General features: G+C 67.4%; 21 protein-coding genes. 4 read left to right on the top strand and 17 right to left on the bottom strand.

The features are described 5' to 3' along the window. Genes sufB through OOZ48_RS12165 form a run of 3 tightly spaced genes read right to left on the bottom strand, consistent with a single transcriptional unit; the run spans nucleotide 1 to nucleotide 3,786 of the window. Complete coding sequence (gene sufB, locus OOZ48_RS12175; protein ID WP_269498664.1) at nucleotides 1-1,449, bottom strand: Fe-S cluster assembly protein SufB; 1,449 nt, start codon at nucleotides 1,447-1,449, stop codon at nucleotides 1-3. Further along, nucleotides 1,446-1,928, bottom strand: a complete 483-nt coding sequence (locus tag OOZ48_RS12170; RefSeq protein ID WP_269498663.1) for an SUF system Fe-S cluster assembly regulator — start codon at nucleotides 1,926-1,928, stop codon at nucleotides 1,446-1,448. The genes sufB and OOZ48_RS12170 overlap by 4 nt, the downstream gene beginning before the upstream one ends. A 43-nt stretch (nucleotides 1,929-1,971) precedes the next feature. Beyond that, nucleotides 1,972-3,786, bottom strand: coding sequence for an ABCB family ABC transporter ATP-binding protein/permease (locus OOZ48_RS12165; protein WP_269498661.1), 1,815 nt, complete (start codon nucleotides 3,784-3,786; stop codon nucleotides 1,972-1,974). A 75-nt stretch (nucleotides 3,787-3,861) separates the two neighbouring features. On the opposite strand from OOZ48_RS12165, the gene OOZ48_RS12160 reads away from it, so the two are divergent. Both OOZ48_RS12160 and OOZ48_RS12155 read left to right on the top strand, forming a co-directional pair. After that, nucleotides 3,862-4,371: an RNA polymerase sigma factor gene (locus OOZ48_RS12160; protein ID WP_269498659.1), complete on the top strand. Its 510-nt coding sequence runs from the start codon at nucleotides 3,862-3,864 to the stop codon at nucleotides 4,369-4,371. Next, on the top strand, nucleotides 4,368-4,850 hold the full coding sequence (locus OOZ48_RS12155) for a hypothetical protein (RefSeq protein WP_269498657.1): 483 nt from the start codon (nucleotides 4,368-4,370) through the stop codon (nucleotides 4,848-4,850). Before OOZ48_RS12160 ends, OOZ48_RS12155 begins: the two co-directional genes overlap by 4 nt. Before the next feature lie 2 nt (nucleotides 4,851-4,852). On the opposite strand, the gene OOZ48_RS12150 is transcribed toward OOZ48_RS12155, so the two are convergent. The 9 genes from OOZ48_RS12150 to OOZ48_RS12110 form a co-directional block, all read right to left on the bottom strand. After that, nucleotides 4,853-5,281, bottom strand: a complete 429-nt coding sequence (locus OOZ48_RS12150) for a MerR family transcriptional regulator (protein ID WP_269498655.1) — start codon at nucleotides 5,279-5,281, stop codon at nucleotides 4,853-4,855. Beyond that, nucleotides 5,278-5,589, bottom strand: a complete 312-nt coding sequence (locus OOZ48_RS12145; protein WP_269498653.1) for an integration host factor subunit alpha — start codon at nucleotides 5,587-5,589, stop codon at nucleotides 5,278-5,280. The genes OOZ48_RS12150 and OOZ48_RS12145 overlap by 4 nt, the downstream gene beginning before the upstream one ends. 11 nt (nucleotides 5,590-5,600) lie before the next feature. Next, a complete protein-coding gene (gene pheT / locus OOZ48_RS12140) occupies nucleotides 5,601-8,006 on the bottom strand; it encodes a phenylalanine--tRNA ligase subunit beta (protein ID WP_269498651.1) in 2,406 nt (801 codons plus the stop codon). A 38-nt stretch (nucleotides 8,007-8,044) separates the two neighbouring features. Then, entirely contained in the window at nucleotides 8,045-9,067 is a 1,023-nt protein-coding gene (gene pheS / locus OOZ48_RS12135) for a phenylalanine--tRNA ligase subunit alpha (RefSeq protein ID WP_269498649.1), read from the bottom strand. Between the two features lie 107 nt (nucleotides 9,068-9,174). Beyond that, entirely contained in the window at nucleotides 9,175-9,534 is a 360-nt protein-coding gene (rplT, locus tag OOZ48_RS12130; RefSeq protein WP_269498647.1) for a 50S ribosomal protein L20, read from the bottom strand. A gap of 12 nt (nucleotides 9,535-9,546) precedes the next feature. Next, nucleotides 9,547-9,744 carry a 50S ribosomal protein L35 gene (gene rpmI, locus OOZ48_RS12125; RefSeq protein ID WP_269498645.1) on the bottom strand — a complete coding sequence of 66 codons (198 nt, stop codon included), beginning with the start codon at nucleotides 9,742-9,744 and terminating at the stop codon, nucleotides 9,547-9,549. A gap of 187 nt (nucleotides 9,745-9,931) precedes the next feature. Continuing rightward, nucleotides 9,932-10,174 (bottom strand): accessory factor UbiK family protein, encoded by a 243-nt coding sequence (locus OOZ48_RS12120; protein ID WP_442867582.1) that lies wholly within the window; start codon nucleotides 10,172-10,174, stop codon nucleotides 9,932-9,934. Between the two features lie 49 nt (nucleotides 10,175-10,223). Continuing rightward, nucleotides 10,224-11,744, bottom strand: a complete 1,521-nt coding sequence (locus OOZ48_RS12115) for a YifB family Mg chelatase-like AAA ATPase (protein WP_269498642.1) — start codon at nucleotides 11,742-11,744, stop codon at nucleotides 10,224-10,226. A gap of 167 nt (nucleotides 11,745-11,911) precedes the next feature. Further along, nucleotides 11,912-12,328, bottom strand: coding sequence for a hypothetical protein (locus OOZ48_RS12110; protein WP_269498640.1), 417 nt, complete (start codon nucleotides 12,326-12,328; stop codon nucleotides 11,912-11,914). Between the two features lie 468 nt (nucleotides 12,329-12,796). Between OOZ48_RS12110 and OOZ48_RS12105 the strand changes: the two genes are divergently transcribed. Beyond that, nucleotides 12,797-13,135 (top strand): P-II family nitrogen regulator, encoded by a 339-nt coding sequence (locus OOZ48_RS12105; protein ID WP_269498638.1) that lies wholly within the window; start codon nucleotides 12,797-12,799, stop codon nucleotides 13,133-13,135. Between the two features lie 29 nt (nucleotides 13,136-13,164). Next, a complete protein-coding gene (locus tag OOZ48_RS12100; protein WP_332108274.1) occupies nucleotides 13,165-14,394 on the top strand; it encodes an ammonium transporter in 1,230 nt (409 codons plus the stop codon). Between the two features lie 49 nt (nucleotides 14,395-14,443). On the opposite strand, the gene ptsP is transcribed toward OOZ48_RS12100, so the two are convergent. Genes ptsP through infC form a run of 5 tightly spaced genes read right to left on the bottom strand, consistent with a single transcriptional unit; the run spans nucleotide 14,444 to nucleotide 18,499 of the window. After that, a complete protein-coding gene (gene ptsP / locus OOZ48_RS12095) occupies nucleotides 14,444-16,195 on the bottom strand; it encodes a phosphoenolpyruvate--protein phosphotransferase (protein WP_269498633.1) in 1,752 nt (583 codons plus the stop codon). A gap of 32 nt (nucleotides 16,196-16,227) precedes the next feature. After that, a complete protein-coding gene (locus OOZ48_RS12090) occupies nucleotides 16,228-16,497 on the bottom strand; it encodes an HPr family phosphocarrier protein (RefSeq protein WP_269498631.1) in 270 nt (89 codons plus the stop codon). A gap of 20 nt (nucleotides 16,498-16,517) precedes the next feature. Continuing rightward, a complete protein-coding gene (locus OOZ48_RS12085; protein WP_269498629.1) occupies nucleotides 16,518-16,940 on the bottom strand; it encodes a PTS sugar transporter subunit IIA in 423 nt (140 codons plus the stop codon). Between the two features lie 4 nt (nucleotides 16,941-16,944). Next, the gene (gshB, locus tag OOZ48_RS12080) at nucleotides 16,945-17,904 is read right to left on the bottom strand and encodes a glutathione synthase (protein WP_269498627.1); all 960 of its coding nucleotides are present in this window, start codon (nucleotides 17,902-17,904) and stop codon (nucleotides 16,945-16,947) included. A gap of 49 nt (nucleotides 17,905-17,953) precedes the next feature. Beyond that, on the bottom strand, nucleotides 17,954-18,499 hold the full coding sequence (infC, locus tag OOZ48_RS12075) for a translation initiation factor IF-3 (RefSeq protein ID WP_269498711.1): 546 nt from the start codon (nucleotides 18,497-18,499) through the stop codon (nucleotides 17,954-17,956). Nucleotides 18,500-18,519: the final 20 nt, after the last annotated feature.

Here is an 18,519-nt window from a genome sequence, read left to right as displayed (position 1 = left end):
TTAACCGACGCTGCCTTCCAGGCTCACGCCGAGCAGGTTCTGTGCTTCGACGGCGAACTCCATGGGCAATTCCTTGAAAACCTCCTTGCAGAAGCCGTTGACGATCATCGACACGGCATCCTCGGCCGACAGGCCGCGCTGCATGGCGTAAAACAGTTGGTCCTCGGCGATGCGCGAGGCCGTGGCCTCGTGCTCGACGCTGGCGCTGGGGTGCTGGACCTCGATGGTCGGGAAGGTATGCGCGGCGCATTCCTTGCCGATCAGCAGCGAGTCGCACTGCGTGTAGTTGCGGGCGTTCTCGGCCTTGGGCGTCATGCGCACCAAGCCACGGAAGGTGTTGCTGCCGTGGCCGGCCGAGATGCCCTTGGAAATGATGGTGCTGCGCGTGTTGCGGCCCATGTGGATCATCTTGGTCCCGGTGTCGGCCTGCTGGCGGTGGTTGCTGAGCGCCACCGAATAGAATTCCCCGGTGGAATCGTCGCCCCGCAGGATCACGCTGGGGTATTTCCAGGTGATCGCCGAGCCGGTCTCGACCTGCGTCCAGGAAATCCGCGAGCGCGCACCCCGGCAGTCGCCGCGCTTGGTCACGAAGTTGTAGATCCCGCCCACGCCGTTCTCGTCGCCCGGATACCAATTCTGGACGGTGGAATATTTGATCTTGGCGTCCTCGAGCGCGACCAGTTCGACCACCGCGGCGTGCAGCTGGTTCTCGTCGCGCATCGGCGCCGTACAGCCCTCGAGATAGCTGACGGTCGCGCCCTCCTCGGCAATGATGAGCGTGCGTTCGAACTGCCCGGTGTCGGCCGAGTTGATGCGGAAATACGTGGAGAGCTCCATCGGACATCGCACGCCCTTGGGGATGAAGACAAAGGACCCGTCCGAGAACACGGCCGAGTTGAGCGCCGCGTAGAAATTGTCGCCCGGCGGCACGACCGAGCCCATGTACTTGCGCACCAGGTCGGGATAGCTGCGCACCGCCTCGGAGAACGAACAGAAGATCACGCCCGCGTCGGCGAGCTGCTTGCGAAAGGTCGTCGCCACGGACACCGAGTCGAACACCGCGTCGACCGCCACGCCCGCGAGCTTGGCGCGCTCGTGCAGCGGCACGCCGAGTTTTTCATAGGTGCGCAGGAGCTCCGGATCGACTTCGTCCAGGCTCTTGGGGCCGTCCTTTTTGGATTTCGGCGCAGAGTAATAGCTGATGTCCTGGAAGTCGGGCTCGGGGAATTCGACCTTGGCCCACTTGGGTCGCGGCATCTTGAGCCACGCGCGATAGGCGTTCAGGCGCCATTCCAGCATGAATTCCGGTTCCCGCTTGATGGCGGACAGGCGGCGGATGACCCCCTCGTCCAGGCCCTTGGGAAAAGTGACGGACTCGATTTCCGTGACGAAACCCGCCTCGTATTCACGATCGAGGAAGGTATCGAGCTTGTCGTTGACGGTACTCATTTGGACAGACTCCAGGTCGGGGCATGGGCCGCGGTGATGCGCGTCCCGACCGGGGCGCGCGCAGGTTGTTTGGGATCGCCCTGGATCATGTCGGCCACCGACACGGCCTCGAGCGTGCGTCGCACCATGAGGTTGATGCGCTGCCAGTGCGGCCGGATGTGACAGGCCTCCTCGACGCTGCACACCCCGGGGACGGCCGTGCATTCGGTGAGGCCGAAGGGCTGTTCCTCGAGGGCGTCGATGATCTGGGCGATGCTGATGTGCTGGGCGGGCCGGCCCAGCCGGTAGCCGCCGTGGGCGCCGCGGGTGCTGGCCACCAGGCCGTGCTGGGCGAGGAGTTTCAGCACCTTGCTGACGATCGGCTGGCCCAGCCCCAGAGCGCCGGCCAGTTCGGCCGCGCTGCACACATGCGTCGGATGGGCGCCCATGTGCGTGAGCACGAGGATGCCGTAATCGACGATCTTGCTGATGCGCAGCATGGGCGGATCCGGGGGGATTTGTTGAAGGGACGGTTAAATAGTACTACTTCGGTACTGTATCGGTCAAATTCCCCTGCCCCTCGTCCAGGCCGGATTGCTGCAATTGCCACATCCTGGCATAGCGGCCGCCCAGGGCCAGCAGGCCCGCATGATCGCCCTCCTCGGCCACGCGCCCGGCATCGAGCACGATGATCCGGTCGGCATCGACGATGGTGGACAGGCGGTGCGCGATGATCAGGGTGGTGCGGTCCCGGGCGATCTGGGCCAGCTCGTCCTGAATGGCGCGCTCGGTGCGCGTGTCCAGTGCGCTGGTCGCCTCGTCGAGAACCAGGATGGGCGGATCCTTCAACAGCGTGCGCGCAATCGCCACCCGCTGCTTTTCGCCGCCGGACAATTTTAACCCACGTTCGCCCACCGGCGTCTCGTAGCCTTGGGGCAGGGACATGATGAAGGCGTGGATGTGGGCCGCCCGGGCGGCGCGCTCGATGGCCGCCTGGTCCGCCCCCGGACGGCCGTAGGCGATGTTATAGGCAATGGAATCGTTGAACAGCACGGTATCCTGGGGCACGATGCCGATATGGGCCCGCAGGCTGGCCTGCGTATAGTCGCGCACGTCGCGGCCGTCGACCAGCACCGCGCCGCCATCCACGTCGTAGAAGCGGAACAGCAGGCGCGAGAGCGTCGACTTGCCGGCGCCGGAGGCGCCCACCACCGCCACCGTCGCGCCCGCGGGAATGTCGAAGCTGACCTTGTGCAGGATCCGGCGGTCGGACTCGTAGCCAAAATCGACGTCCCGGAAGCGCACGGTCGCCCGGCGCGTGGCCAGCAGCCGGGCATCGGCCCGGTCGGCGACCTCCTGGCGATTGCCCAGCAGGTCGAACATGCGCTCCATGTCGGCCAGGGCGTGCCTGATCTCGCGATAGACGAAGCCGAGAAAGTTCAGCGGCGCATAGAGCTGCGTCAGATAGGCCGACACCAGCACCACGTCGCCCACCGTCATGGCGCCCTCGACGACCCCCGCCGCCGAACGCCACAGCAGCGCGGTGATCCCCAGGGTGATGATCATGCCCTGCCCCATGTTCAGCAGGTTGAGCGACACTTGGTTGCGCACCGCCGAATCGACCCAGTGCGCCATGTCATGGTCGTAGCGCCGGTGCTCGTAGGCCTCGTTGCCGAAATACTTGACCGTCTCGTAATTGATCAGCGCATCGACCGCCTTGCCGTTGGCCTGGCTGTCGAGCGCGTTCATGCTGCGCCGGTAGACCATGCGCCGCTCGGTCACCAGCAGGGTGAACGCCACGTACGCGCCGATCGTCCCTATCGTGAGCGCCGCAAAGACCCAGTCGTAGCGCCACAGCAGCACGCCGGCGACCATGGCGATCTCGAGCAAGGTGGGCAGGATGTTGAAGACCGTGAAATTGAGCAGGAAGCCGATGCCCTTGGTGCCGCGCTCGATGTCACGGCTCAGGCCACCAGTGCGGCGCTGCATGTGAAAACGCAGCGACAGCGACAGCAGGTGCTCGAACACCCGGCTGGCCACCTGGCGGATGGCGCCCTGCGTCACCCGCGCGAACAGGGCATCGCGCAGTTCGCCGAACAGGCTGGTGGACAGGCGCGCCAGGCCGTACCCCAGCAGGGCCGCCACGGGCAGCGCCAGGAGAGTCCCCGGAACCCCGAGGGCGTCGACCAGGTCCTTCAGGTAGAGCGGCGTCACGACATTGGCGACTTTGGCCAGCACCAGGCAGGCGAAGGCCAGGCTGACCCGTGCGCGAAACGCCCAGACATAAGGCCAGAGCGCGCGCAGGGTGTGCCAATCATCGCGCCGCGCGGGCGCCGGACCGGTATGAAAACGAGGCATGAGGGATCACGGAAGAATGTCGGCAGCGCATACAATGGGAAAATCGGCATGCGCATGTTCGACTGGGATGATTGTATGACTGTTTCCGTATTCGACTATGAAGGCGAGCTTTCCGCCTGCGCCGCCGGCGACCGATCCGCCTTCGACGCGCTCTACGCACAAGAGGCGCCCGCCATGCTGGCCCTGGGCCGTGCTCTGGTGGGCGACCAGGCCGAGGACCTCGTGCACGAGACCTTCGTCCTGATCTGGCGCAACGCGGCAGGCTACAGTCCGGCCATCGGCACGGCCAGGGCCTGGATCTACAGCATCCTGCGCTACCGGGCCCTGGCCCGCCTGCGGCGGGGTGGCGGTCCGCGCCCCGATCCGGGGCGGGCACCGCCACAGTCCGCCGAAACGCGGGCGCCCACCCGCCTGACCCGGGCGCTGGCCCAACTGCCGCCGGATGCGCGCGAGGCCTTGCGGCTGGCCTACCTGCAGGGCCTGGACTATGCGCAGCTGGCCGCCCGCCTCGGGCGTCCGGAGGCCACGGTGCGCCACGAGATGCGTCAGGCGCTCGGACGGCTCGACCAGGCGATCCTGGCATGAAACACCCGGCCCGCACCCACACCGACCTCGACGTCGCCGAGTACGTGCTCGGCCTGGCGGCGGCCGACGATACCGCCGAGATCCAGGCGTGGCTCGCCCGCGACAATGCCGCTGCGGCCTGCGCCCTCAAGTGGGAAGCCTACCTGCTGGGCATCGCCGACGACCTGCCGGGCGAGGTCCCCGCGCCGGCACTGCGCGCCCGGATACACGCCAGCCTGGGGTTCACCCAGACGGATGGTGTATCGATCATTTCCGAGCGCCGTGCACCGCGCGCCGAGCCCTCGCGGCGCACGTCCGGCAGGCGCCGCCCCGTCCGCCTGCGCCGGGGCCGGGTCGCCGCCGTGGCGGCGGCCGCGGTCGCACTGGCCGTGTCGGTGCTGGTCGGTGTGGCGATATGGCGTCCCGCCGGGCAACAGTCCACCGAACAGGCCGTGGACCTCGTACCGGTCAACCCCGCCGTGCCGACGCCCGGGGCTTGAGCCTACAGGTCCAGCAGGTCGCCAGCGGGATGATTCGCGGGCGCCTGCTCCCGCAGCGCCTGGGCAAGGCTTTCGCGGATGGCCTGCAGATCGCCGCGCAAGGCCTGGAGTTCAGCGCCCGTCAGGCGCACCGCCGCATCGTGGTCGCGCGGCATCTCGCCGCCATCGCCCAGCCGATTGCGCGCACCGGCGATGGTAAAGCCCTGTTCGTAGAGCAGGTCGCGAATGCGGCGCACCAGCAGGACTTCATGGTGCTGGTAATAGCGGCGATTGCCCCGGCGCTTGACCGGCTTGAGCTGCGTGAACTCCTGTTCCCAGTAGCGCAGGATGTGCGGTTTGACGCAGCAGAGCTCGCTGACCTCGCCGATGGTGAAATAGCGTTTCGCCGGAATCGGCGGCAGGACGACGGACGCGGGACCCGTGGTGCTCATTGATGCTCACCCCCCGCCTGGCCGACGCCGTCCTTCAGTTTCTGGCTGGCGTGGAAGGTCACCACGCGCCGCGCGGCGATGGGGATCACCTCGCCGGTCTTGGGGTTTCGGCCCGGGCGCGGCGGCTTGTTGCGCACCTGGAAACTGCCGAAGCCCGAGAGCTTGACCTCGGTGCCGTGCACCAGCGCATCGCGGATCTCGGCAAAGAACGTGTCGACCACGTCCTTGGCCTCGCGCTTGTTCAATCCGACACGCTCGAACAGGAGTTCGGCCAGGTCGGCCTTGGTCAGAGTACGATCCGTATTCACAAACAGCCCTCCTAGGAACGCAAGCGAGCCCCATGCGCCTGCACCAGCGCATCCAGCAAGCGTTGCGTGCAGTATTCGATCCGGTGTTCATCCAGCGTCGCATCATGCCCCTGGAACCAGAAGCGCAGCGCGAGACTCTTGTTCCGGACATCGTCCTTGTCGCGCCAGATGTCGAACAGTTTAATGTCTTTGACCACCGAGAGCGCAACATCGTTGGCGACCTGGTGTAAAAGAGTGTCAAGCACGGCCTGCCATGCCAGGCCGGCATCCACCCACACGGCCAGGTCGCGCACCACCACCGGCTGCCGGGACAGTTCGGCGGGACGCGGGAAGACGCGCTCGCCGATGCTGTGCGCATCCACCTCGAAGACCACCGGCGCATGCGCCAGGTCCAAGGCCTGGGCCCAGCGTGGATGCGTCTCGCCCAGCCAGCCGATCGGCTGGCCGTCGAGCAGCAGGCGCGCCGAGCGCCCTGGATGCAGGGCCGGATAGGCGGCGGGCTCGCAGCGCAGGCCGCCGGCGCGGGCGCCGAGCAGGGATTCCAGGTCGCGCTTGACGTCGAAGAAGTCGACGGGTCGCGCCGCCTCGCCCCACTGCTCCGGTGCGGCCGGCCCCCATGCAGCGCCCGCCAGGCGGACCGGTTGAGCCACGCCCGCCACCTCGAGGTCGCCATCGGTGACGCGCGGATCGCGCGCGAACACCCGCCCGAGTTCAAACACCCGCACGCGGCTTTGCTTGCGCTTGGCGTTGTGAGCGATGTTGTCGAGCAGGCCGCCGATCAGGCTGGAGCGCATGACCGCCAATGGGCTGGCGATGGGATTGAGCAGCCGGATGGGATCGGTGTTGCCGGCGTAGTCGCGCTCCCAGGCGTCCTCGACGAACGAAAAATTGATGACCTCCTGGTAGTCCAGGGCGGCCATGGCCGCGCGCATGGCGTGCGGCCCGTAAAGCGTTTCCGGCACCACGCGCATCTTGGCCGGCGCAACGGGCGGCACGTCGGGAATCCGGTCGAAGCCGTGGATGCGTGCGACCTCCTCGATGAGGTCTTCCTCGATGGCGAGGTCGAAACGCGCGGGCGGCGGGTTAACGATGAAATCCTCGCTCTCGCGGCGGAATTCAAAACCCAGGCTGGCGAACACCTGCGCCACCTCATCGCCGTCCAGCGGCACACCCAGGACCCGTCGGCAGCGCGCCAGGCGCATGCGCACGGGCGCGCGCTCGGGCAGTCGCAGCACCTGATCGTCGATGGGCCCGGCCCGGCCGCCGCAGATGTCCAGCACCAGTCGCGTCATCACCTGGAGGTGGTCGGCGACGGATTGGAAATCCACGCCGCGTTCGAAGCGATGGCTGGCCTCGGAGGAAAATTTGTAGCGGCGCGCACGCCCCATGATGGCCTCGGGCCACCAGAAGGCCGCCTCGAGGTAGATGTCGGTGGTCTCCAGCGTCACCGCGGTCGCCTCGCCCCCCATGATGCCGGCCAGGCTCTCGATCGCATCATCGGTGGCGATCACCCCGACGTCGGGGGCGAGTTCGACGGTCTGGCCATTGAGCAGTTCCAGGGACTCGCCCGCGCGGGCCCAGCGCACCGTCAGGCCGCCCTGAATCCGCTGCAGGTCGAATACGTGCGTCGGGCGGCCGAGTTCCAGCATGACGTAGTTCGAGATGTCCACCAGCGCCGACACGCTGCGCTGGCCGGCGCGCTCGAGGCGCGTCTTCATCCAGGCCGGCGTCGGCGCACGCGCATCGACGCCGCGCACGATGCGCCCGGCAAAACGGCCGCAGAGGTCGGGTGCATCGACCTTCACGGCCAGGCGATCGGCAATCGTCGCCTGGACCTCGGGAATGTCCAGGGCCTTGAGGGCGCAGCCCGTGAGGGCCGAGACCTCGCGCGCCACGCCCTGGATCGACAGGCAGTCGGCGCGATTGGGGGTGAGCTTGATGGTAAAGATCGAGTCGTCGAGCGCGAGCGCCTCACGCAGCGGCCGGCCGGGCGCAAGACCCGCATCCAGTTCCAGCAAACCCGCATGATCCTGGGACAGGCCCAGTTCGCGCGCCGAGCACAGCATGCCCATGGACTCGACGCCGCGCATCTTGACCGGGCCGATGCGCATGTCGCCGGGCAGTTCGGCACCCACGCGGGCGAGCGGCACCACCAGGCCGGCGGCCGCATTGGGCGCGCCGCAGACGATCTGCAGCGACGCGCCGGAGCCGTCGTCCACTTGGCACACGCGCAGCTTGTCGGCATCGGGATGAGGCTGCACCTCGACGATGCGGGCCACGACGACCCCCGAGAACGGCGGCGCGAAAGGTTTAGTGTCCTCGACCTCGAGGCCGGCCATGGTCAGGCGATGCGAGAGCTCGGCCGTGTCGATGTCCGGATCGGCCCAGGCCCGCAGCCAGGATTCAGGAAATTGCATGATTCGGATTCCGTCTGGGCATTGGCGCGCGGCCCGCCCTATTGATTGAACTGGCGCAGGAAACGCAGGTCGCCCTCGAAGAACTGCCGCAGGTCGTCGACCCCGTAGCGCAGCATGGTCAGGCGCTCTAGGCCCGAGCCGAAGGCGAAGCCGATGTAGCGTTCCGGATCGAGGCCGAAATTGCGCACGACCTGGGGATGCACCTGGCCCGAGCCGGAAATTTCGAGCCAGCGGCCCTGGTTGGGGCCCGAGGTGAACATCATGTCGATCTCGGCCGAGGGTTCGGTGAACGGAAAGAACGACGGCCGGAAACGCAGGGTCAGGTCATCGGTCTCGAAGAACGCGCGCAGGAAGTCGGTATAGACGCCCTTCAGGTCGGCAAACGAGATGTCCTCGGCGATCCACAAGCCCTCGACCTGGTGGAACATCGGCGAATGGGTCGCATCGCTGTCGACGCGGTACGTGCGGCCCGGGGCGATGACCTTGATGGGCGGCTGATGCATGCGGGCATAGCGCACCTGCATGGGGCTGGTATGGGTGCGCAGCACCAGCGGCAGGCCGCCCGCGTCCTTCATGTCCACGTAGAACGTGTCCTGCATCGAGCGCGCGGGATGGTTTTCCGGATTGTTGAGCGCGGTGAAATTGGTCCAGTCGTTCTCGATCTCGGGTCCGTCGGCCACGTCGAAGCCGATGGACCGGAAAATCGCCTCGACGCGCTGCCAGCTGCGGATCACCGGATGGACGCCCCCCATCGGGCGGCCACGCCCGGGCAGCGTCACATCGATGGTCTCGGCCGCCAGCCGACGGTCGAGTTCGGCCTGGGCCAGCTCGGCGCGGCGGGCGTTGAGCAGGCCTTCGATGGCTTGCTTGGCCTGGTTGATGCGGGCGCCGCGTTCGCGTTTTTCGTCGGGCGCCAAGCCCGCCAGGCCCTTCAATAGCGCCGTCAGCGAGCCTTGCTTGCCCAGGAACACGGCTTTTTCATTTTCGAGGGCGGCCGCGTCGGCTGCCCGGGCGAATCGCTCCCCGGCCTGGGCGATCAGCTCGTCGAGCGTCATGGTCATGGTGCTATCCACAAATCCAACATGCAAAATGGTGCGGCCCCAAGGCAAACGGGGCCCGATCGAGCCCCGTTCGCAATCATACAGAATCGGAAACGAAACTGTGTGGGTCAGGCTGCCAGCGCGGACTTGGCTTGGGCGACGACGGCGGCAAAGCCCGCCTTGTCGTGGACGGCCATGTCGGCCAGGACCTTGCGGTCCAGATCGATCGAGGCCTTTTTCAGGCCGGCGATGAACACGCTGTAGGACACCCCCAGTTCGCGGCAGGCCGCGTTGATGCGGGTGATCCACAGGGCGCGGAAGGTGCGCTTTTTGTTGCGGCGATCGCGATAGGCATATTGCCCGGCGCGCATGACCGCTTGTTTGGCGACCCGAAATACATTACCGCGGCGACCGCGATAACCCTTGGCGGCCTTGAGGACTTTTTTATGGCGTGCACGTGCTGTGACGCCGCGTTTGACGCGAGGCATGTGATTCTCCGATCAGGCGAAAGGCAGCATCGCCTTGACCGAGGCGACATCCGAGTCATGGACGGCGGCCGAGCCGCGCAGCTGACGTTTGTTCTTGGTGGTTTTCTTGGTCAGGATATGACGCTTGAAAGCCTGGCCGCGCTTGATGGAACCACTGCCGCGAACCTTAAAGCGCTTGGAGGCGCCTTTCTTGCTCTTCATCTTGGGCATGACGATACTCTGTTGACTTACGAAACCAGGTGACCCGCCGATCCGGCAAGGGTGCTTCATCGACCTGGGATTCGCACTGCTGACCCCGGGCGTACCGCGCAACCTGCGGCCAAAACCCCGGGAGCCTCCCTGAAAATCACGAAAATGATCTGGAAAGTCAGGGAAAAGCCATTGATTATATGATGGATTATTCAGATTTGTCGAGCTGCTCCAGCGCTTGGACACGCGCCTCGAGCGCCTCGACGCGCTCGATCGTGCGCGCCAGCAGGGCCGCCTGCACGTCGAATTCCTCGCGCGTGATGAGGTCCATGCGGGCGAAGGTCTGGGCCATCAGGGCCTTCATGTTGCGCTCGATGTCGGCGGCCGGCGTCTTGGCCAGCAGTTCGGACATGTTTTTTTGGAAGTCATCCAGCCATTGATTGGGAGCGATCACGGGGCCTCCGTTCGGAGTAGTGGTTTCAATCCCCCATTCTACCTGCTCAGGGGGATGCCGCGGACGGCGGACGATAGCGGATGGCCTCGGCGAGGTGCCCGGCCCCGATGCCCGTGGCGCCGGCCAGATCGGCGATGGTGAGGGCCACCCGCAAGACGCGATCCACGCCGCGTGCCGACCAAGCCCAGCGCCGGGCGGCCTCGGCCAGCAGCGCCCCGCCTTCGTCATCCAGGCGCGCATGCCGCCGCAGGGCGGCCGGGCCCAGCGCGGCGTTGGGCGCGCCCTGCCGTTCGTGCTGGAGGCGGCGCGCATCCGCCACCCGCGCACGCACCCGCACGGAGGATTCGCCCGCCGGCGCCTGGGCCCCGACCTCCTCGGTCGCGAGTTCCAGATGCAGGTCGATGCGGTCCAGCAAGGGGCCGGACACGCGCGCCCGATAGCGCTCGATGCGTTCGGGCGTGCAGCGGCAGGCCCGGCGCGGATGGCCCAGCCAGCCGCACGGGCAGGGATTCATGGCGGCGACCAGCTGGAAGTCCGCCGGAAACCGGCACGTGCCCGAGGCGCGGGCGATCGATACATGGCCGGTTTCCAGCGGCTCGCGCAGGGCCTCGAGCGCGCGCCGCTGGAATTCCGGCAGCTCGTCGAGGAACAGTACGCCATGATGCGCGAGACTGATTTCACCGGGGCGCGGGTGCCTGCCGCCGCCCACCAAGGCCGCCATCGACGCGGAATGATGGGGCGCCCTGAACGGCGGCGTGCCGGGATGATGATCGGCGCCCGCCCCCGCGGCGCCCAGCACGGCGGCCACCTCGAGGGCCTGGTCCGTAGGCAGCGGCGGCAGGATGCCCGGCAGCCGCTGCGCCAGCATGCTCTTGCCCACGCCCGGCGGCCCCGACATCAACAGGCTGTGGCGTCCCGCGGCGGCGATCTCGAGGGCGCGGCGAGCGATCGACTGGCCGCGCACGTCCGACAGGCAGGGCAGGCCGGAAGGGTCCGCCACGACGCAGACATGCGGAATCGCTTTCGCCAAGGGTTCCTGCCCGGCGAAATGGGCCGCCACCTTGCCCAGCGTGCCGGCGGCCAGCACGGCCAGCCCGGGCACCTGGGCGGCGATCGATGCGGCATCGGGCGGCATGACGAGAATCGCATCCGGGGCACCGCGCGCGACCTCGAGGGCGATGGCCAGCGGGGCGCCGGCGGCGGTGATGGCGCCGGTCAGCGACAGCTCGCCGGCGAACACATAGGGGCGCAGGTCCGGCGCCTCGCCCCCGGCGGCCGCCACCTGCCCCGAGGCGAGCAGCACACCCAAGGCGATGGGAAGGTCGAAGCGGCCGGAGTCCTTGGGCAGGTCGGCCGGCGCCAGATTGGCGGTGATGCGCCCGGCCGGGAATTCGAAGCCGCTATTGATGATGGCGGAGCGCACGCGTTCGCGGCTTTCGCGCACGTCGGTGCCCGGCAGGCCCACCAGATGGAAGGCCGGCAGGCCGGTTCCGACATGGACCTCGACCCGCACCACGTGGGCCTGCAGCCCGGACAGGGCGCGGCTGGACAGCACGGCCAGGGACATGCGTAGCGGCCTCCTTGCAATGCACGAGTACGGCCACAGGGGCCGCATGCAGGGGCCACCCGCCCCCGCTGCGCCAGTATGCGCGCTCACGGCCCGTGCGCGCATCGCCGGGCATGCGGACATCCATCGGGGAATGCCGCAGCCCGGCGACTCGGACCGCTACCGGCTTACTCGGATTTCGGCGCGGACGAGCCGTTGCCCACGGAGTCTTGTATGGCCGCGTCCGCCTTGGCGGCACCCTCGGCGATCGAATCGCGGGTCCGATGAGCGGCATCGCTGGCGCCGTCGGCCAGTTTCGCCGCGCCGTCGGAGATCGCCTCGCCGGCAGCGGCGGCCTTTTCCTTGGCTGCGGCGGCGGTTTCATCGAATTTCTCGCTCATGGATTGCTGGTCGGACTGAGGCTGTGTCGTGGCCGGCGGCTGTTCCTGCGGTGGCGGCGGCACGGGGGCCGGCGTCGGCGTGGTGGACGGAGCGGGCGCGGCGGGCGCGACCGGGGCCTCGTCCTCGCCCTTGGAGCATGCGCCAAGCAAGCCCAGGGCGGCGACCATGGCGGCCAAAGTCAACGTTTTACGCGTCATATTCATGATGATCCCTATTCAGTAGTCCGCCATGTCGGGCGGAAGGCAATCGAGGACCGGTCTGTTACAACCGGCTTGGTTACAATTCTAGCCACGACCTGAACGCAGCATGCCGACCTCGTGTAAATACTAATTTCACCCTTCTGGTTTTAGTGGCATACACAAGCCGTCGCCGGCAGAAGGCAATCCGCCGCCGCCGCACGTTTCCCCTCCTGGTCGCGTGCCAATACCTCGATACAAATCAGCCATTCCTCTAAACGCTGGTTACACCCGTCCGCTGCATTCGTCCCTTTCAGGCCACGCCGGCACCGCCATTCGCCCCGCCCCACGATGGTGCGCCCTGCCCCGAACCGGTGCGCGGACGGCGGCGGCTTTTGAGGCGCCCCCCTGGCGATACGTTTGAAACGCAGACATTCTGGAGTTGGCATGGTTGTTGCTTGACAAGCCTGGCCATTCCAGCAAGAGGACAACACCATGAAATTGATCACAGCGATCATCAAGCCGTTCAAGCTCGATGAAGTCCACGAGGCCCTGGTCGAGGCCGGCATCCAGGGCCTGACCGTCATCGAGGTCAAGGGGTTCGGACGCCAGAAAGGCCACACGGAGCTCTACCGGGGGGCCGAGTACAGCGTCGATTTCCTGCCCAAGCTCGAAGTCCAGGTGGCGGTCTCGGACGACCAGGTCGAACTGGTCCTCGAGAGCCTGTGCGCCGCGGCGCGCACCGGCAAGATCGGCGACGGCAAGGTCTTCGTCACCCCCCTGGAGCAGGTGGTCCGCATCCGCACCGGCGAGTCCGGCGAGTCCGCGCTCTGACCTCCAACCCCGACAAAGGAGTATTGATGATGGATAAAAGCGATCTGGCCTGGGTGACAGTATCCACGCTGCTGGTGCTGATGATGACCGTGCCGGGACTGGCCCTGTTCTATGGCGGCATGGCGCGCGCGCGCAACGTGCTGTCCGTGCTCACGCAGGTCCTGGGAACCTGCGCGCTGGCGCTCGTGCTGTGGTTCCTGTATGGCTATTCCCTCGCCTTCACCACCGGGGCGGGCATGATCGGCGGCTTCTCGCGCGTGCTGTTCTCGGGCCTGTACCTGCCCGGCGGCGACAGCCCGATGCCGCTGGCCGGCGCCCTGCCCGAAATGGCGTTCGCCGCCTTCCAGGCGACCTTCGCCGGCATCACCTGCGCGCTGATCACCGGCAGCATCGCGGAGCGGGCGCGGTTCGGCGGCGTCATGCTGTTCACCGGCCTGTGGCTCACTCTCGCCTACCTGCCGATCGCCCACATGGTGTGGGCGCCGGATGGCTGGCTGCTGCTGCGCGGCGCCCTGGATTTCGCCGGCGGCACGGTGGTGCACATCAATGCCGGCGTGGCGGGCCTGGTGTGCGCGTGGCTGATCGGGCCGCGCAAGGGCTACGGCCGCGAAGCCATGCCGCCGCACAACCTGCCGATGAACCTGATCGGCGCGGCACTGCTATGGGTGGGCTGGTTCGGTTTCAACGCCGGCTCGGCCCTGGGCATCAACGAGGTGGCGACGCTGGCCTTCATCAACACCTTGCTGGCGACGGCGGGCGCGGTGCTCGCCTGGGCGCTGATCGAGCGCCTGATCAAAGGCCGGGCCTCGCTGTTGGGCGCAACCTCCGGCGCCATCGCGGGCCTGGTGGGCATCACGCCGGCCGCGGGTCTGGTCGCGCCGGGCGGCGCGCTGCTGATCGGCATCCTGGCCGCGGCGGCCTGCGTATGGGGCGTGAACGGCCTCAAGCGCCTGCTGCGGGCCGATGACACGTTCGACGTGTTCGGCATCCACGGGGTGGGCGGCATCGTCGGTGCGCTGCTGACCGGCGTGTTCAACTCGGGCTCGCTCGGCGGCCCGGGCGCCGCGGGCCTGGGGCGGATGGCCGCACAGGTCTGGCTGCAAGCCGAGGGCGTGCTGGTGACCATCGCCTGGTCCGCTGTCGCGGCGTGGATTGCCTACCGGATCGCGGACAAGGTGTGCGGCATGCGCTGCACGCCCGAGGAGGAGCAACGCGGCCTGGACCAGGTCGACCACGGCGAAACCGCCTACCAGCGCTAAGCCGCCCGCGGCGCGCCGGCCCGGTCCTACCGGGCCGGCGCGTAAGTTGTCAGGACAGCGCCGCCAGGTCGATGCGTTCGGCGCGGTTCAAGGCCGACGCAACCTGGACCCGCAGGGCGTTCGAGTGCGCCAGGCGGATTTCCTTCTTGACGTCGAGCAGCTGCTGCGGATGCATGGAAAAAGCCGTCAGGCCCAGACCCAGCAGCATGCGGGTGACGCGCGCATCGCCGGCCATTTCACCGCAGACCGAGACCAGCTTGCCGACGCGCTCGCCCACATTGATGGTATGCGCGATCAGACGCAGCACCGCCGGGTGCATGGGGTCGTAGAGCGCGGCCACGTCCTTGTCGCCGCGATCGATCGCCAGCACGTACTGGATCAGGTCATTGGTGCCGATCGACAGGAAATCCAGCGCCTCGGCGAAGGGTTCGATGGCGATCGCCATGGCCGGGATCTCGACCATGGCGCCGACCTGGATGCCTTCCGCATACGGGATGCCCTCGTCGCGCAGCTGTTCGGCGGCGCGCTCGATGGCGCGCTGGGCGGCCCTGACCTCGTGCATGTGTGAAATCATGGGCAGCAGGATACGGACGCAGCCGTGGCGCGAGGCCCGCAGCAAGGCGCGCAACTGCGTATGGAACATGTCCGGATTGGCCAGGCAGTAGCGGATCGCGCGCAGGCCCAGCGCCGGATTGGTGGCGACGGTCGCATCCCCGTCGAGGGTCTTGTCGGCGCCGATGTCCAAGGTGCGTATGGTCACCGGCCGGCCGCCCATGGCGGACACGACCGAGGCATAGGCTTCGTACTGCTCGTCCTCGTCCGGCAGGTCGGGACGGCCCATGAACAGGAACTCGCTGCGGAACAGGCCGATGCCCTCGGCACCGGCGGCCAGGGCGTCGGCGGCCTCGTCGGGCAGTTCGATGTTGGCCTCCATCCGGATCTGGATGCCGTCCAGGGTGACGGCCGGCGCATGGCGCAATCGCTTGAGTTCGGCGCGCTCGCGCTGGAAGGCCGCCTGGCGCTCGCGGTATTCGAGCAGGATGCGCTCGGATGGGTTGACCAGCACCACGCCATTGGTGCCGTCGACGATCAGCTGGTCACCGTCGCGCACCAGCGCGCGCACGTGCCCCATGCCCACCACGGCGGGCACGTTCAGGCTGCGCGCCACGATGGCCGTGTGCGAGGTGGCCCCGCCGAGGTCCGTCAGGAAAGCGGCGAACTTGCCGCTGCGCAGGCGCATCATGTCGGCCGGCGAGATATCGCGCGCGACCACGATGAAATTGCCATCGGCCTGCGCGGTATCCAGGGCCGGCAGCCACGCGGAGGAGCCCGACAGCACGCGCAGCACGCGCTCGATCACCTGCCGGATGTCGGCGCTGCGTTCGCGCAGATAGGCGTCCTCCATCATCGAAAACTGCTCGACCAGCAGCTGGCCCTGGGTGGCCAGCGCCCATTCGGCGTTGTAGTGGCGCTCAGTGATCAGTTCGCAGGCCGATTGCACCAGCATCGGGTCCTCGAGCAGCAGGCCGTGCACCGACAGCAGCGCGGCCAGCTCGCGCGGCGCATCCGGCGGCAATGCACCCGCCATCTGGCGCAGTTCGGCAACGGCGGTGTCGATGGCGTGGCGCAGGCGCAATCCCTCGGCCTCGATATCCGCGGGGCCGACGTGATAGTGGGCGACCTCGAGCGATGCCGCGCTCATGATGACGGCCCGGCCTATCGTATAGCCCCGGACGATGCCCTGGCCGTGCAGGCACAAGGTCGGCGCGGAAGGCGGCGCGGTCGGTTCGGCGGGATTCATGGGCGAAAGACGGAGGCGGTCGGTGCGGGCGATTATTCCTGTTCGCCGAATTTGCCTTCAAACAGCGCGCGTATGTCCTGCAGGGCACGGTCCTCGTCCTCGCCCTGCGCATCGATCTTGACCGTGACGCCCAGGCCGGCGGCCAGCATCATGACGCCCATGATGCTCTTGGCATTGACGCGCTGGGCGCCGCGGGAAATGTAGATGTCGCTTTGGTAGCGGCCCGCCAGCTGGGTCAGTTTGGCCGCCGCACGCGCATGCAGGCCGAGCTTGTTCGAAATCACCAAATCGATCGACGGCATGGGCATTTCCCTAAAAATGGCTAGTCGCTGGAGGATCGGCAGGCCTCGTCGGCATTGACGATACCGCGCAATGCCCCCTGACGCACCTTTTCGCTGAAGGTTTCAGGGTTTTCCTGCTGATCGGTCAGCGCCTTGAGCACCATGCAGGCATTGGTGCCGGTGAGCAGGTGGCCGTCCAGGCCTTCGGCGGCGGCCTGGCGCAGCGCCTCGGTCGCGATGTTGAAGGGTGTCGCGCCGTACAGGTCGCACAGCACCAGCACCGGGTCGCGCGCATCGCCATGGCCGCGGATCCAGTCCAGCATGCGCTCGGCCTCGGCCTGCGGCTCGGCATCGGCTGCGATGTCGAAGACGGCCAGATCGGGTTCGGCGCCCAGCACGTGGCGCGCACAGGCCGCGAACGCCGCACCGAGGGGCTCGTGCATGACCAGCGCGATGCGTGTCATGGTGTCAGTCCTCCAGCGCCTGTTCCAGCGCGTCCACGAAGCGCCCGGCCACGTCGTAGCCGGTTTGCTCGGTGATCTCGACGAAGCAGGTGGGGCTGGTGACGTTGATCTCGGTGATGTAGTCGCCGATCACGTCCAGACCCACCAGCAGCATTCCGCGTTCGCCCAGACGCGCGCCCACCGCCTCGGCCAGGCTGCGGTCGCGCGCGGTGAGCGGCCGGGCCACGCCGCGTCCGCCCGCGGCCAGGTTGCCCCGGGTTTCACCCTGCAGGGGAATGCGCGCCAGTGCATGGGGAACGGGCACGCCGCCGATGATGAGGATGCGCTTGTCGCCGTCGACGATCTCGGGGATGTAGCGCTGGGCCATGATGGTGCGCGTACCCAGCTCGGTGAGGGTTTCGAGGATGGTGCCCAGATTGGGCTCGTCGGCGCGCATCCGGAAGATGCCGCTGCCGCCCATGCCGTCCAGCGGCTTGACGACCACGTCGCCGTGGCGGGCATGGAAGGCGCGCAGGCGCGCCATGTCGCGCGACACCAGGGTCGGCGCGGTGAATTCGGCGAACTCCGTGATGGCGAGCTTTTCCGGGTGGTTGCGGATCCCCTGCCCCGTATTGAAGACCCGGGCCCCTTGCGCCTGCGCGTAGTCGAACAGATGCGTCGCATAGACGTATTCCATGTCGAACGGCGGGTCCTTGCGCATCAGCACCGCATCGAAATCGGCCAGATCGGACTCGACCGCCGCGGGATCCTGTTCCCACCAGTCGTGACCGTGCAGGTCGGCCTGCGGGCGCAGGCGCAGGCCGGTGGCCGCGACCCGCACGCGGCCGCAGTCGATGAACAGATCGCCCATCAAGGCAAAGCTGAGCCGGTGGCCGCGCGCCGCGAGGCCGCGCATGATGGCCACGGACGAGTCCTTGTAGGCCTTGAGCGAGGGCAGCGGATCGATGATGAACAGAATATGCATCAGAGGCCTCGGTGGGCGGCCGGCCATGAGGCCGGCCGCGGGAGCGGGTTCAGGCGGCCTCGCCTTGCTTGCCGGAGGCTTTCTTGCGCGGGGCGAGCACCATCACCATTTGCCGGCCCTCGAGCTTGGGCATGGCCTCGACCTGGCACAGGTCGCCGAGGTCGTCGCGGACGCGCTCGAGGACGCGCATGCCCAATTCCTGGTGCGCCATCTCGCGGCCGCGGAAGCGCAGGGTGACCTTGGCCTTGTCGCCGTCCTCGATGAAACGGCGCAGGTTGCGCAGCTTGACCTGGTAGTCGCCCTCGTCGGTGCCCGGCCGGAATTTGACTTCCTTGACCTGGATGATCTTTTGGCGCGCGCGGGCTTCCTGTTGGCGTTTTTGTTCCTGATACTTGAACTTGCCGTAATCCATCAGGCGGCAGACCGGGGGATCCGCGGTGGGTGCGATTTCGACCAGATCGACCTCGTGCTGTTCCGCCAGGGCCATGGCCTCAGAGGTCCGGACGATGCCCAATTGCTCGCCGTCGACGCCAATCAGGCGTACTTCGTGGATACGGATTTCACCGTTGGTGCGGTGTTTCTTTTCGGTTGCGATGTCTAAAGCTCCTGTGAAGT

It is taken from the genome of Castellaniella sp. S9, assembly GCF_027257175.1.
Taxonomy (GTDB): Bacteria; Pseudomonadota; Gammaproteobacteria; order Burkholderiales; family Burkholderiaceae_B; genus Castellaniella.
The sequence above is the reverse complement of the archived record's forward strand: the minus strand, read 5'-3'. Positions and strand labels throughout refer to the sequence as shown.